The following is a 15,728-nucleotide window of genomic DNA, read 5'->3' on the forward strand; positions in this document are numbered from 1 at the left end:
CACTGTTATGGTAGCACAAACGCTATCTTTGGATGCCGTTTTGGCCAAAATCAAAACCAATAATCCGCAACTGAAAATGTACGATGCCGATATTCAAACTATGAATGCTGCCGCAAAAGGAGCCAAAAGTTGGATGGCACCGCAAGTGAATACGGGTTTTTTTATGACTCCTTACAATCCAAGATTGTGGAAAGCCGACGAAATGGGACCAGGAATGGGGAATTATATGTTAGGCGTTACACAAATGATTCCTAATGTTTCAAAACTTAAGGCTGATTTTAATTATATGAGCGCCATGTCTTCGGTTGAAGCCGAAAATAAAAATTACACCATCAATCAGTTGAATGCTTTAGCAAAAACGAATTATTATCAATGGTTGGTACTCAGTAAAAAAATAAAAATTGCCAATGATAATTTATTGCTTTTGGAATATATGATTAAAAGTATGGAAATACGATACCAATATAATATGGATAAATTACCAACGTATTACAAAGCGAAATCACAATACAGTAAATTGCAAAGCATGACTGTAATGTTGCAAAATGATATATCCCAAAAACGGATTGTGCTTAATACGTTGATGGCAAGAGATAAAAACACCGCTTTTGAGATAGATCCAATCTATAAATTAATTGATTTCAATCAGATGGAATCAGATACCACATCACTTTCTCAAAATCGAAGTGACCTTAGAGCCATCGAAAAAACAATTGCCTTAAATCAATTGAAAATAAAAGCCGAAAAGACAAAATTATTACCCGAATTTGGTGTCAAATATGAACACATGTTTGCCTTTGGTGAGCAACCGCCACAATTCACTTTAATGGGAATGATAAATATTCCAATGCCTTGGTCAACAAAGATGAATAAAGCCAACATCAATAGTTTTCAACTGAAAAATGAAAGCCTTTATTGGCAAAAACAGATGATTCTAAATGAAGCGAGCGGAATGATTTCAGGAATGAATACCGAATTGGTAAACGTAAAAAAACAATATGAAATTGCCGAGAAAAGTATTATTCCCGCCTTACGAAGAAATTATGATACGGCAATTATAGCTTGGCAAAATAACACGGGAGATTTGTTTGTTGTTCTGGATGCTTGGGAAGCTTTGAACATGGCTCAAATCGATGCATTAGATAAATTGCAAACTGTTTTGAGCACGCAAGTGGAAATTGAAAAACAATTGGAAACCAAATAATTATGAACAAGTATTTGAAATATAGTTTAGTGGTACTGGTCATTTCGATTATTGGAATTACTACTTATTATTTTATAAACAAATCCAATACTCAATCAAATCATGGGCATCAAAAGGAATTGTACACTTGCCCGATGCATCCCCAAATCATTCGGGACAAACCGGGTAATTGTCCCATTTGCGGAATGGCTTTGGTGAAAAAAACAATTCGGAATCAGGCTGTAAACAGTAAATCAATTGAAGATTTATTAACGCCAACCGATAATTTTATAGTGGGTAATTATCAAACTACAACACCAAAAGACACCGCCATAAGCAGTGAAATGAGTTTACCGGGAATTGTTACTTATGATCCAAATGCTGGAGTAAATGTGGCGGCAAGAATAAGCGGCAGAATAGAAAAAATGTATGTCAATTATAAATACCAAAAAGTAAATAAAGGACAAAAACTTTTTGATTTATACAGTCCGGAACTACTGACTGAACAGCAAAATTTCATCTATTTAATCACAAATGATGCCGATAATACATCGATTATTAAAGCATCAAAACAAAAATTGGTTCTTTACGGAATGACTAATAATCAAATAAATTCGCTGGTTTCAACCAGAAGGTCAAGCCCCGTAATTTCCATTTATAGTCCTGCATTCGGTATTATTCAAGGAACGGAAAGCATGACTAAAAGCGCAGAGAGTCCTATGCAAAACTCCAGCGGTACCACAGAGAATTTAACCGTAAAAGAAGGGGATTACATTAAAAAAAATCAGGTCGTTTTTAAATTAGTGAATACGGATAAAGTGTGGGCTATTTTTAATGTTCTGCAAGGATACAATAGCTTGATTAAGACAAATCAATCCATCCGGATTTCCTCGGAATTAGACGAAAATGATTTTATTGATGCCAAAGTAAATTTTATTGAAACGCAATTCAACCCGACTGATAAAAGCAATAGAATACGAGTTTATTTAAATAACAACACTTTAAAATTTCCCATCGGTTTGAGGTTGCAAGGCATTGTTGAAACAAATCCGATACAAGGGATCTGGCTTCAAAAACAGGCACTGGTAAGTATCGGCAGTAAAAAAATTGTTTTTATAAAAATGAATAACGGATTCAAAGTAAGAGAAATAAAAACTGGAATTGAAATCAATGATTTTGTCCAAATTATCGATGGGATTTCCGTTCAAGATACAATTGCTGAAAATGGGCAATATTTAATTGATAGCGAAAGCTTTATAAAAACAGAATAATTATGCAAAAGATAAAAAAATTCAGTTTTATATTATTACTGTTTACTGTATTTTTAGCCTGTAATACTAAAAAGGAGGAGGACCAAAACGCTCATCAAGCGGAAGAACAAAATAATTCTGCTTCTAATGAATTTGTCCTGAGTGACCAGCAAATTAAACTGGGTAATATTACCACCCAAACTATTTCGGAAACAAGTAGCAGTCTGGAACAAAGCTATACTGGCGTTCTTACGATTAATCAGGAAAAAATTAGAACCATTTCGGCGCGTGCAATGGGACGAATCGAAAAGTTATATTTCAAAACTGCCGGTGATTATATTAATAAAAATGAAGCAGTTTATCAATTATACAGCGAAGATATCGCAATTGCCAAACAAGACTATTTTACGGCATACAAACAGCTTGCAATGCCGGGTGATTTTGGGAAAAACGCTCGAATTATGTTCAATGCAGCCAAGCAAAAACTTTTGTTTTTTGGTTTAACCAATAAACAAATTGAATATATAAAAAGCAGTAATGAAGTCTCGCCTTATACCACTTTTTACAGTGCCTACAGCGGTTATGTTTCGGAAATACTAGTCACAGAAGGCAGTTACGCCATGGAAGGTTCCGCTATAATTAAATTGGCCGATTTAAACAGTCTTTGGCTTGAAGCGCAGGTAAACGCAAATTATGCAAAAAGTATAAATATTGGACAAAACGCAAAAGTTACATTTGCCGATTATCCCGATAAAACAATAAATGCTAGAATTTCATTTATTAATCCGGAAATAAATCCAGACACCAGACTGCTTTTAATACGAATGGAAATCCCGAATCAAAACTCATTCCTGAAACCCGGAATGCAGGGAATTGCAAAATTAACGCAATCGAATCTAAAAGGATTATTTATACCGGCCGATGCCGTTATTCGAGAACAAAACTCGTCGTATATTTGGATTGAAAAAAGTCATGGCGTTTTTGAAGTATTAATGGTAGAAACCGGCGTGGAAACCAATGGCATGATTGAAATAAAGTCGGAAATGGATAAAACCCAAAAAGTGGTTGTTACAGGTGCGTATGGCATAAACAGTGAATATAAATTCCGTAAAGGTGCCGACCCAATGGAAGGAATGAAAATGTGATATTTTGCAAATTTTTTCCAAAATTGTACAACTATTTAAAGCCATTTCATTTGGATATTTGTAATGATAATTTAAACGAGTAAAAAAATGACACACTACTCCTATACTATCACCGGAAGCTCCTGCAATGATTATCATGTCAAATTGAAAAAAAACCGTTACGGTTGTTGAACATATTGTAGCCAAAGTTTCCTTCATTAATAAATCCAGACTTCAGATTTTTTTTAATTCGGATTGAAAATTAGTACAAATTGGAATGAAAATACTCAATTATAACCTGGTGTTGCGGTCAAATATGCGGGTACTTGCAAAATAAACCCAAACCGATAGGAAAGGTAATTTATTCCAACGTATGCTGTCATTTGAGGAAAAGATGAAACTTAAATTTGGTTCGGAAAATTAAAAACGGGATTGTTGAAAGTGTAGTTGAATCTAACGCAATGATTGAAATTAAATCAGAAATGGACTCAACCCAAAAAGTAGTAATTACCGCTGCCTAAACCATAATTAGTTAAGGTATATACTCCGCAAGGGAGTCGATTTAATGGCCAAGGTGAGGATTTATATCATTGGTTTATAGATATTTATAATAAAAAAAATTGGCTGAATTAGTACTGCGTTAAGGAGCTTTGAAAACATTTCAAAATTAAAATAATTATAAAAAAGACGTTATCCGATAATTAAATCGAATGTCATTTAAGAACTGTAATAAAAAAAAACAAAACTATGGAACATAATAACACAGAATCAAAGAACAACCCTTATGCAAAATTTGCCCTAATAATGGCCGTTTCATTTATACTCATGTATCTGATAATGTTTTTAAATGTTGCTGAATTCAGTCATATTTATAATAGTATTACTCGTTTTTATATGACTACTTTAATGATTGCGGTAATGACAGTCAGTATGTTACTTTTTATGTGGAAAATGTACCCAAATACTAAAATTAATTTTGCGATAATAGTCTTTGCTTCTTTTACATTTTTTGGAACACTATATCTTTTAAGAACACAAACTTTTATTGGAGATATACAGTATATGAAAGCTATGATTCCTCATCATTCATCCGCCATTATGACAAGTAGTAATGTAGATTTTAAAGATCCAGAAGTCAAAAAATTAGCTGAAGATATAATCGCTGCCCAAGAAAAAGAAATTAAGCAAATGAATGAAATGATTGTTCGTTTAGAAAGCAAAAAATAATAAAGTGAAAATTTTCATCAAAAATATGGTTTGTGGCCGTTGTGAAATGGCAGTGACGAAAGAGTTCATAAAAATGGGACTTTCTATCGTTAAGATGCAATTAGGTGAAGTTGAAATTGCAAATAATTTAAACGAAAGCCAAATCCAACTGTTGTCGAAAAACCTGAATTTGCTTGGTTTTGAAGTGTTAAATGATAAGGTAAATAAGTCGGTCGAAAAGATCAAAAATCTAATATTTGAGTTGGTACATAATAAAAGAGATCAACTTAAAAGTAATTTATCAAGCTATTTGTCAGCTGATTTAAGGCAAGATTACAGTACCTTAAGCAAGTTATTTTCAGAAAAAGAAGGGGTAACAATTGAACATTATTTTATCGCTCAAAAAATTGATTTAGCAAAAGAACTTTTAATCTATAGTGAAATGACGTTAAGTGAAATTGCGATTCAGCTTAATTATAGTAATGTCGCGCATTTAAGCAATCAATTCAAAAAAACTACTGGTTTTACTGCTACGCATTTCAAGCAATTGAAAGTTAAAAAGAAAAAGCAGATTGGTGAATTATAAATTATACAAAGCTTACCCAGAATTATGTAACAACATAAAGTAGATTCATTCCGATATTTGTTATGTTAATTTAAAACTTCAAAAAAATGACACACTCTTATAACATTACTGGAATGAGTTGCAATGGTTGTCGCAGTACAGTGGAGAAAACATTGAATGCTATTGAGGGGGTTGAGGCTGTTGTTACCTTAGACCCAGCAGTAGCGACTATCACAATGGAAAAACACATTCCTACTTCAAAGTTGCAAGAAGCTTTGACTAAAGCTGGAGACTACACTATAGAAATGGGAAATTCTACTGACATAATCCATAAAACGGAGGAAAGTGCAAAAGAAAATTCTTGTTGTTGCGGTACCAAAAAAACAGCATAAATCTCAATAAATCTAAGGCTAAAAGTAATTTACTTTTAGCCTTATTGTTGTAAAAATAAATTTATCAGAATCTAAAGACTAATAAGATAAATGGGGTTGTTCTAGAAAAACTTCCAAAAAATAAGGAATTAATTATATTATTCATGAAACATACCTATACTATTACCGGAATGTCGTGCGATGGTTGCCGTACCAAAGTAGAAAAAACACTGAATGCCGTTGAGGGAATTGAAGCTATAGTTTCATTGGATCCACCGATGGCAACCATAATAATGGAAAAACACATTCCTACTTCACAGTTGCAGGAAGCTTTAACTGCTGCAGGCGATTATACCATTGAAATGAGCAAGCCGGCAGCCGCTGCTGAAAAAACCGATGAAGAACCAACTGCAAAATCGTGTTGCGGTACTGAACCACATCAACACAACACAGACAGTCATCATCATATTCATAACGAAGAAGCCAAAATTCCCTTGAATGCGGCAGGAAAATATTATTGTCCCATGCATTGCGAAGGCAATAAAGTTTATGACAAACCAGGAGATTGTCCTGTTTGCGGAATGGATTTGGTAAAAGCCCCCGAATTAAGTGCATCGAAAGTAATGTACACCTGCCCGATGCATCCCGAAATAATTCAGGAAGGGCCGGGATCCTGTCCCATTTGCGGAATGGATTTGGTGCCAATGAAGCCTACCGAAAGTGAAGATAACAAGACCTATCTCGATTTGGTTCGCAAAATGAAAATCGCAGTCGTTTTTACACTGCCTATTTTTATCATCACAATGTCAGATATGATACCCAATAATCCTTTGATGAAATTAATGGATATGTCAAGTTGGAACTGGGTACAATTTGGATTATCACTTCCCGTGGTTTTTTATGCGTGTTGGATGTTTTTTGTGCGTGCCTGGAAGTCTGTAATTACATGGAATTTAAATATGTTTACCCTTATCGGAATTGGTTCTGGGGTCGCTTTTCTATTTAGTGTATTTGGACTGTTTTTTCCGGAACTTTTTCCAAATGAATTCAAAACAGAAGGCGGAACAGTGCATCTGTATTTTGAAGCAACAACGGTAATCCTAACTTTAGTTTTGCTGGGTCAGCTTTTAGAAGCCAAAGCACATAGCCGTACCAGCGGAGCGATAAAAGAATTGTTGAAATTGGCTCCAACTGAAGCGACTTTGGTTGTGGATGGAGCGGATAAAGTAATTTCGATCCACGACATTAAAAAAGGAGATTTATTGCGTGTAAAACCGGGAGATAAAATTCCAGTGGATGGAAAAATAACTGATGGTGAAAGTACAATAGACGAATCGATGATTTCGGGAGAACCTATTCCCGTTGACAAAACGATAGATGATTCCGTTATTGCCGGGACCATAAACGGTAACAAATCCTTTGTGATGATTGCCGAAAAAATAGGTTCAGAAACGGTGCTTTCGCAAATTGTACAAATGGTAAATGATGCGAGTCGTTCCAGAGCCCCAATCCAAAAACTAGCCGATAAAATTGCCAAATATTTTGTGCCAATAGTTGTTCTTACTTCTGTAATCACTTTTTTTGTTTGGGCAAAATTTGGACCGGAACCTGCATTGGTTTACGGATTTATTAATGCGATTGCGGTTTTAATTATTGCCTGTCCGTGTGCTTTGGGATTAGCCACGCCAATGTCCGTGATGGTCGGAGTGGGGAAAGGAGCGCAATCTGGGGTGTTGATAAAAAATGCCGAAGCCTTAGAAAATATGAATAAAGTGAATGTTTTAATTACTGATAAAACAGGAACAATTACCGAAGGAAAACCTTCCGTTGGACAAGTATATTCTGTACCAAATAATGAAATTGATTTATTACAAAATATAGCTTCGCTAAATCAATACAGCGAGCATCCATTGGCGCAAGCCGTAGTCAATTTTGCGAAAGCTGCAACCGTTTCATTAATCGAAGTGAAAGATTTCGAAGCCGTTTCGGGTAAAGGAGTTTTAGGGACAGTGACCAATAAAAAAGTGGCATTGGGAAACAAAAGCCTGATGGAACAAGTGAGTGCAACAATTTCTGCTGATTTAGAGAGTCAAATTATAGCCGAACAAAAACTGGGAAAAACGGTTTCCTATATTTCCATTGATGGGGTTGCCTTAGGGTTTGTTTCCATTACCGATGCTATTAAGGAATCCAGTGTCGAAGCTATAAAAGAGCTGATGCGTCAGGGTGTTGAAGTGATTATGATGACTGGAGATAATGAAAATACTGCTAAAGCTGTGGCTGCCGAATTGCATTTAAGTTCGTACATAGCGGGATGTTTACCCGAAGATAAACTCAAAGAAATTAAGCGTTTGCAAGCAGAAGGAAAAGTAGTGGCTATGGCTGGCGACGGAATTAATGATGCTCCGGCATTGGCACAATCGGATATAGGAATTGCGATGGGAACAGGAACGGATGTTGCCATAGAAAGCGCCAAAATTACCTTAGTAAAAGGGGATTTAAAAGGGATTGTAAAAGCCAAAAATTTAAGTCATGCCGTAATGAGAAACATCAAGCAAAACTTGTTTTTTGCTTTCTTTTACAATGTGTTAGGAATACCAATTGCCGCGGGCGTTTTGTATCCGTTTTTTGGAGTTTTGCTTTCGCCAATGATTGCAGCTTTGGCGATGAGTTTTAGCTCAGTTTCTGTAATTGCAAATGCGTTGCGATTAAGAAGTTTAAAGCTTTAAAAAAAAAGGATCTGAACTTGTTTCTCGAAAAAAGGAAATTGTTGTCCTATTGTTATAATTATAGAAAATCGCCACTAAAGCTGTTGAAAATATCTTAAATTTATAATGTAATTTTAATAAATTTAATTTTTAACTGTCTTAATTTGAATAACATAATAAAACTGTAGTCAAATGAAAATAATTTTAGCAACTGATGGTTCACTTTTTAGTATCGCAATGGTAAAAGAGTTTGCAAAGAGACCTTTGCCGTCCAATACAAAAGTTAAAATCATCTCAGTTTATGAAGGAGCTTCTCTTATGAATGTTGCTCCTATGGGTGTCTTAACGGAATATTATGGCAATGAAGATGTAAACTCATCAAAGTTTGCAGAAAACTCTGTAGATGAGGCAGCGAAAATCATTAGAAATAAAAACCCGGAACTTTCAATTGTCACGGCAACAATAGAAGGAGTTCCTAAAACTGTTATTGTCGATGAAGCCGAAAAGTTTGGTGCAGATTTAATTGTTCTTGGTTCGCATGGCTATAGTGTTATTGATCGTCTTTTATTAGGGTCGGTCTCACAGTCTGTTGCATTGCATGCCAAATGCTCTGTTGAAATTGTACGGAAGAAAAAATAATAATAGTTTGCATTCAAATTAATGGAGTGATAGTCACAAAGTTCAAATTTAAAAACAATTGAAATTTTTAAAAAAAATATTATGAAAACATTATAAAAAGTTACGTTAATGGTTGGTTTAGTTGCTCTTCTATATTCTTGCCAGTCAACACAACAGGTTCTCTCAAAATCAGATAAGAGAATGGAAATTATGAATGAGATTGCTAATGATGATAGCATGTCCAAAGAGATGATGGGGATGCTTATGAATAGCAAAAGCGGTAAAATGATGATGCAGGAAAAGGAAATGATGATGACGAAAGAAAGTCATGCTAAAATGATGGCAATGATGAAGAATAATCCGGAAATGATGAAAAAAAATCATGCTAAAATGATGTCGATGATGAAAGAAAATCCCGAAATGATGAAAAGCATGATGCCGGAAATGATGAAAATGATGCAAGATAATCCAGAAATGGAGAAATGCATATAGGAGCGCATTTTTTCATTGGAATGCAAATCGATTGGTTGGTTTTAATAATTGTATTTCTTGTTTTTATATTGGTGATGTTAAGTCGATTCAGAAAAAGAAAATTACGATTGCATAGTTTAAAATAAAGACTGATTAATTCCTTAATCTAATAAAAAATGGAATCGAAATTATTTAGTATTAAAACGATTGTTGAAACACATTAGCACTTAAAAATGAATTATCCAAAATAAATCAATATGATAGCGGTTAAAAAATTGGGGATTTTATTAGAAAAAACAGAATTTGAATTTGAAAATGAAGGTGTATTAAATCCTGCCGTAATAAAGGAGGGAAATAATGTTCACATCTTTTATCGTGCATTAAAAAAAGGAAATTATTCAAGCATTGGATATTGCAGATTGGATGGACCACTTAAAATAATTGAACGAAATCAAAAACCTATAATATACTCGCAATATGATTATGAAAGTCATGGAGTTGAAGACCCTAGAATAACAAAAATAGAGAATACGTATTATTTGACCTATACCGCTTTTGATGGAAATAATGCTTTAAGTGCACTTGCAACATCAACAAATTTAAAAGATTTTCAAAAATTAGGTTTAATCACCCCTCAAATGAATTTTGAAAAGTTTAAATGCCTATTGGAATATTGTGAAACAAAAACAGAAGAAAAATATACCCGTTTTTATGAATTCTTAAAAATAGAAATGTCTGGAAACTCTTTTAATTTATGGGATAAAGATGTTGTTTTCTTTCCAAGAAAAATAAATAAAAAATTTGTGTTTCTTCAAAGAATACGCCCTGGCATACAGATGGTCTCGTTTAACTCAATAGAGGATTTAACACAAATTTTTTGGGACAACTATTTCAAAAATTTTTCAGAATATATTGTGCTTGAACCTAAATTTAATCATGAAGCTTCGTATATCGGTGCTGGTTGTCCACCAATTGAAACTAAAGATGGCTGGATATTAATTTATCATGGAGTTGAGAGTACAGCCGATGGGCGTGTTTATCATGCCTGCGCTGCCTTACTTGATTTGGAAGATCCTTCAAAAGAAATTTCAAGGTTAAAGTATCCTTTATTCTCACCAGAATTAAGTTATGAAAAGAAAGGTGTTGTGAATAATGTAGTATTTCCTACAGGTACAGCTTTATTTGATGATCAATTATACATTTATTACGGTGCTGGTGACGAGCAAATTGCTGTAGCATCGGTAAATTTCAATACACTTTTAGACGAATTAAAAAAAACAAATTAGTAATCAATTAAAATTTAAAATTATGACAGATATCACCATTAACATCAAAACAGGTTCAGACAATAGCGAACCCAAAGTTACAACAACAGACAGTGATTTAGTTGCTGTTCCAAAAACAGAATTCCCAACAGCAGAATCACCAAAAGTACAAACTCCAAAAAAAGATACGAAGGAGAAAACTTCTACGGATAAAGAGTCTCCAAAGAAAGCCGCCTCAAAAAAAATGGACATGACAGAAGAAGAGCATGCAAAAATGGGTTCTAAAAAATAGACTTTTGAGATAAGCTATTTCAACTATGGTATAGCTTATCTCATAAAAGGATTGCTCAATAAAGTGTAAACAGAATAACATTGACAACTATGACTAAAATCACTATCAATATTGACACGGACGGTGACGAACCGAAGGTTACCGCCACAACGGAAAATTCCAACGCAGATATTCCAAAAGCAGAGCTAACAAAAGAGGAAGCCCCGAACGAACAACCGAAGGAAGTTACTCCAGTAGAGGAATCTCCCGAGGAAGAAAAGAAAGAAGAAACTTCTTCGGAAAATGATGTCAATGAAGGGGAATCTCCAGAAAAAGAGGACTCGACGAAAATGGATATGTCTGAGGAAGAGCATGCAAAAATGAGTGATGAAAAACCTTCAGAAAAAGAATTCACTAAGGATGAATCTCCAGAGAAAGAGGACTCGACGAAAATGGAGATGTCTGAGGAAGAGCATGCAAAGATGGAACACGGCAATGCACCAATGGGAATGCAAGGTCATGACCATCATAAAATGATTGCAGATTTTCGATTGAGATTTTTCATTTGTCTTGGGCTTTCCATTCCGATAATGATTTTATCTCCCATGCTTCAAATGCTCGTTGGTATAAATTGGCAATTTGCGGGTTCACAATATGTTGCCTTTGCACTATCTTCAATAGTTTTCTTTTATGGTGGCTTACCATTTCTGAAAGGATTTTGGAACGAAATAAAAACGCGCACACCTGGAATGATGATATTGATTGCAGTGGCTATTTCAACTGCATACATATATAGCACAGCAACTGTTTTTGGTTTAAAGGGAGAAGATTTTTTTTGGGAATTAGCAACATTAATTACCATTATGTTGCTTGGCCATTGGCTCGAAATGAAATCTATTGCAGGTGCGTCAAGAGAATTGGAATTGCTTGTACAGTTAATGCCCGACCAAGCACATCTTGTCACTGGAGATCAAATCAGTGATGTAAAAACGGATTCACTTAAAGAAGGAGACATTATCCTTATTAAACCTGGTGAAAAAATTGCTGCCGATGGCTTAATTGCCGAGGGAGAAAGTTATTTAAACGAATCTATGCTCACTGGCGAATCCGTTCCAGTAAAAAAATCGAAAGGGCAAAAAGTAATAGCGGGTTCCATCAATGGTAATGGTTCTATAAAAGTTACCGTTAGTCATGCTTCCAAAGATTCTTATCTCTCTACGGTAATTAAGATGGTAGATGATGCACAAAAATCAAAATCAAAAACACAACTGCTAGCTGACAGGGCTGCACTCGTTCTTACCATTGTTGCATTAACGCTCGGCTTCGGAACATTTGCTTTTTGGCTAATATATGGTGAGACACTTCAATTTGCATTGGAAAGAATGGTAACTGTAATTATTATTAGTTGTCCTCATGCACTAGGTTTAGCAGTACCATTAGTGGTTGCTATCTCAACAGCGTTATCAGCAAAAAACGGATTACTCATTAAGAATAGAACAGCATTTGAGAACTCAAGAAAAATAACAACTATAATTTTTGACAAAACAGGGACACTTACCATCGGAAAATTTGAAGTAGCAAAAATAACTCCTCTATCTATCGGAGACGAAAAAGAAATTATTAGGCTTGCCTCTGCGCTGGAGCAAAATTCCGAACATCCTATTGCAACAGGAATACTCACCAAAGCAAAAGAATTGTCTATTACAATTCCAGAAGTTTCAAATTTTAAAGCAATAACGGGCAAAGGAGTTGAAGCCGAAGTAGATGGGAAAAATATCAAAGTTGTAAGTCCAGGCTATCTTAAAGAAAATAAAATTGAATTACCTGAAAATTATGCAGGGAACAAAGCCGAAACAATTGTTTTCATTATTATAGATGGAAAACTGGGAGGATTTATTTCATTGGGAGATAAAATAAGACCTGAATCTGCCGAAGCAATACAAACACTTCACGACAATAAAATCAAATCAATTTTACTTACTGGCGATAATGAAGCCGTTGCCAAAAGTGTTAGTGATGAATTAAAAATGGATGGCTATTTTGCAGAAGTGTTGCCAGAACAAAAATTAGAAAAGATAAAAGAGCTGCAGGCGAAAGGAGAATTTATTGCCATGACAGGTGACGGGGTAAACGATGCCCCTGCATTAGCACAAGCAAACATAGGAATTGCTGTGGGGAGCGGAAGCGACATTGCAGCCGAAACAGCAGGAATAATTTTAGTGAACAGCAATCCAAAAGACATTGCAAGTTTGATTTTATTCGGCAAGGCAACCTATCGCAAAATGATTCAGAATTTAATTTGGGCGACAGGTTACAATGTAGTTGCCATACCGCTTGCAGCAGGTGCGCTCTACAAATGGGATATTTTATTAACTCCAGCGGTTGGCGCGGTGCTAATGAGTGTGAGTACGATTGTAGTTGCCATTAATGCGAAAATGTTGAAGGTAAAGTCAGTTTCCAAAAAAGATGAAAAATAAATAATTATAAAATGAAAAAAATCAGAGTAGCAGTAAATGGATATGGAGTCATTGGAAAACGTATCGCCGATGCCATTCTTTTACAGGATGATATGGAACTAGTTGGAATTGTCGACCTAGTAACTGATTGGAGAATTAAAGCAGGGGCAACAAACAATCTTCCTGTTTTTGCTTTTGATAATGACTCATTTCAAAAAATGAAAGCATCAGGTATTGATGTTAAAGGAACATTAGATGATTTGCTTAAAAATGTTGATTTGGTTTGTGATGCAACACCAAAAAAAGTTGCTGCTTTAAATTTCGAAAAGTATAAAAATGCAGGCGTGAAATCAATTTTTCAGGGCGGAGAAAAACATGAGCTTACTGGACATTCATTTGTTGCACAAGCAAATTATGCAAGTGCTATAGGAAGGGATTCTACAAGAGTTGTTTCGTGTAATACAACGAGCATCGTTCGTATAAATGGCGCATTGCATCAATCAGGTTTATTCAAAAAAGGCAATGGAGTACTTGTTCGCAGAGCTACCGATCCTTGGGAATCTGACCATTCAGGAATTATGAATACTATCGTTCCTGAAACAACGGTTCCATCGCATCAGGGTCCTGATGCACAAACAATAATTCCTGGACTTGAAATTACAACCGTTGCATTAGTTGCTGCCCAAACAACCAGTCATTTTCATAGCTGGCATGTAGAACTTGCACGTCCTTGTTCAAGGGAAGAAATAATTTCAATTTTTGAAAAAACGCCAAGAGTTATTTTTCTCAGGGAAAGTGATGGGCTTACAGCATTAAATCATACCATAGAATTGATGAGTGATTTAGGGAGGCCAAGAGGTGATATGTGGGAAGTAGGTTTATGGATCGATAGTTTAAAAGTGATAGGCAATGAACTTTATTTCAATTACCAAGTGTACAATCAAGCCATCGTTGTACCCGAAACCATTGATGCCATCAGGGCTTTGACAGGTATAGAGAAAGAGGCAACTGCTTCCATCAACAAAACAAATAATTCAATGGGAATAATTCAGGGAGATGTTTTCAAAAATCTGTTTAAATAAAAAATGCAGTTCATTCATAAAAAGTTTAAAAACGATTAGTAGTTAAATCAGTTACAGGCACAATGAATTAAAAATAATATTTTTTTTGACTTGAAATTGAATAAAAAAAGACAATGTAATAAATACTTTAAAAGTAAAACGGAGTGATAGTCACAAAGTGGAATTTAAAAACAATAAATAAAAATTATGAAAACATTACAAAAAGTTACGTTAATGGTTGGTTTAGTTGGTCTTCTATATTCTTGCCAGTCAACACAACAGGTTCTCTCAAAATCAGATAAGAGAATGGAAATTATGAATGAAATTGCTAATGATGATAGTATGTCCAAAGAGATGATGGGGATGCTTATGAATAGCAAAAGCGGTAAAATGATGATGCAGGAAAAGGAAATGATGATGACGAAAGAAAGTCATGCTAAAATGATGGCAATGATGAAAGACGATCCTGCAATGATGAAAAATATGATGGCGGAAATGATGAAGAATAATCCAGAAATGATGAAAGAAAATCATGCTAAAATGATGGGGATGATGAAAGATAATCCCGAAATGATGAAAAGCATGATGCCGGAAATGATGAAAATGATGCAAGATAATCCAGAAATGATGAAAAGTATGATGGCAGGAATGATGGAAAAATGTAAAAATGATGAAGCTATGATGTCTGGAATGTGTAAATCGATGATGGAAAATCCCGAAATGATGAAAATGATGGAGAAAATGAAAGGTGAAAAAATGGACATGAAAAAAATGAAAACGATGGATAAAAAAATGGAAAAGAAAGAAGATCATAAAGCACATCATTAATATTTAAGTATAATTACCTGTTTCATGTAATTATATTAATTATGTTTATTAGTTTTAACCACATAGTCCCGATAGTTAATGGAATTATGTGGTTCATAAATAAATTTAGTCAAGAAATATAAATAATACCTATATCAATAAATTAAAATAATAAATTACACTTTACGGGTTAACTCTAAAATTATAAAATTATGCATGATAGCGATAACAATGGAATGCACATGGACGGATATTCTTTCATGGGAATGCAAATGTATTGGTTGGTTTTAATAATTGTATTGCTTGTTTTCATATTGGTAATGTTTAGCCGATTCAGAAAAAGAAAATAATTAGTACAATTTAGAATAATAA

The 15,728-nt window shown here is 34.5% G+C and carries 15 protein-coding genes; all 15 read left to right on the forward strand.

What is annotated here, in order from left to right:
* Nucleotides 1–7: 7 nt before the first annotated feature.
* A complete protein-coding gene (locus H4V97_RS12130) occupies nucleotides 8–1,204 on the forward strand; it encodes a TolC family protein (protein WP_245345235.1) in 1,197 nt (398 codons plus the stop codon).
* Between the two features lie 2 nt (nucleotides 1,205–1,206).
* Nucleotides 1,207–2,454, forward strand: a complete 1,248-nt coding sequence (locus H4V97_RS12135) for an efflux RND transporter periplasmic adaptor subunit (RefSeq protein WP_196849924.1) — start codon at nucleotides 1,207–1,209, stop codon at nucleotides 2,452–2,454.
* A gap of 2 nt (nucleotides 2,455–2,456) precedes the next feature.
* Nucleotides 2,457–3,578, forward strand: a complete 1,122-nt coding sequence (locus tag H4V97_RS12140; protein WP_209549848.1) for an efflux RND transporter periplasmic adaptor subunit — start codon at nucleotides 2,457–2,459, stop codon at nucleotides 3,576–3,578.
* 726 nt (nucleotides 3,579–4,304) lie between these two features.
* Nucleotides 4,305–4,784 (forward strand): DUF305 domain-containing protein, encoded by a 480-nt coding sequence (locus tag H4V97_RS12145; protein ID WP_196849922.1) that lies wholly within the window; start codon nucleotides 4,305–4,307, stop codon nucleotides 4,782–4,784.
* A 46-nt stretch (nucleotides 4,785–4,830) separates the two neighbouring features.
* Entirely contained in the window at nucleotides 4,831–5,349 is a 519-nt protein-coding gene (locus H4V97_RS12150; protein WP_196850081.1) for a helix-turn-helix domain-containing protein, read from the forward strand.
* Between the two features lie 86 nt (nucleotides 5,350–5,435).
* A complete protein-coding gene (locus H4V97_RS12155; RefSeq protein WP_209549849.1) occupies nucleotides 5,436–5,720 on the forward strand; it encodes a heavy-metal-associated domain-containing protein in 285 nt (94 codons plus the stop codon).
* Nucleotides 5,721–5,863: 143 nt separating this feature from the next.
* A complete protein-coding gene (locus H4V97_RS12160; RefSeq protein WP_209549850.1) occupies nucleotides 5,864–8,428 on the forward strand; it encodes a heavy metal translocating P-type ATPase in 2,565 nt (854 codons plus the stop codon).
* Between the two features lie 171 nt (nucleotides 8,429–8,599).
* Nucleotides 8,600–9,046, forward strand: coding sequence for a universal stress protein (locus H4V97_RS12165; RefSeq protein WP_196849919.1), 447 nt, complete (start codon nucleotides 8,600–8,602; stop codon nucleotides 9,044–9,046).
* Nucleotides 9,047–9,154: 108 nt separating this feature from the next.
* Complete coding sequence (locus H4V97_RS12170) at nucleotides 9,155–9,517, forward strand: hypothetical protein (protein WP_196849918.1); 363 nt, start codon at nucleotides 9,155–9,157, stop codon at nucleotides 9,515–9,517.
* Nucleotides 9,518–9,753: 236 nt separating this feature from the next.
* A complete protein-coding gene (locus tag H4V97_RS12175) occupies nucleotides 9,754–10,782 on the forward strand; it encodes a pesticidal protein Cry7Aa (RefSeq protein WP_196849917.1) in 1,029 nt (342 codons plus the stop codon).
* 22 nt (nucleotides 10,783–10,804) lie between these two features.
* Nucleotides 10,805–11,053, forward strand: a complete 249-nt coding sequence (locus H4V97_RS12180; protein ID WP_196849916.1) for a hypothetical protein — start codon at nucleotides 10,805–10,807, stop codon at nucleotides 11,051–11,053.
* Nucleotides 11,054–11,412: 359 nt separating this feature from the next.
* Entirely contained in the window at nucleotides 11,413–13,509 is a 2,097-nt protein-coding gene (locus H4V97_RS12185) for a copper-translocating P-type ATPase (protein WP_196850080.1), read from the forward strand.
* 11 nt (nucleotides 13,510–13,520) lie between these two features.
* Nucleotides 13,521–14,570 carry a type II glyceraldehyde-3-phosphate dehydrogenase gene (locus H4V97_RS12190; RefSeq protein WP_196849915.1) on the forward strand — a complete coding sequence of 350 codons (1,050 nt, stop codon included), beginning with the start codon at nucleotides 13,521–13,523 and terminating at the stop codon, nucleotides 14,568–14,570.
* Nucleotides 14,571–14,756: 186 nt separating this feature from the next.
* Nucleotides 14,757–15,377 carry a membrane or secreted protein gene (locus H4V97_RS12195; protein WP_196849914.1) on the forward strand — a complete coding sequence of 207 codons (621 nt, stop codon included), beginning with the start codon at nucleotides 14,757–14,759 and terminating at the stop codon, nucleotides 15,375–15,377.
* 191 nt (nucleotides 15,378–15,568) lie between these two features.
* Nucleotides 15,569–15,706 (forward strand): hypothetical protein, encoded by a 138-nt coding sequence (locus H4V97_RS12200; protein ID WP_196849913.1) that lies wholly within the window; start codon nucleotides 15,569–15,571, stop codon nucleotides 15,704–15,706.
* Nucleotides 15,707–15,728: the final 22 nt, after the last annotated feature.

The sequence above is a fragment of the Flavobacterium sp. CG_23.5 genome (assembly GCF_017875765.1).
Classification (GTDB): domain Bacteria; phylum Bacteroidota; class Bacteroidia; order Flavobacteriales; family Flavobacteriaceae; genus Flavobacterium.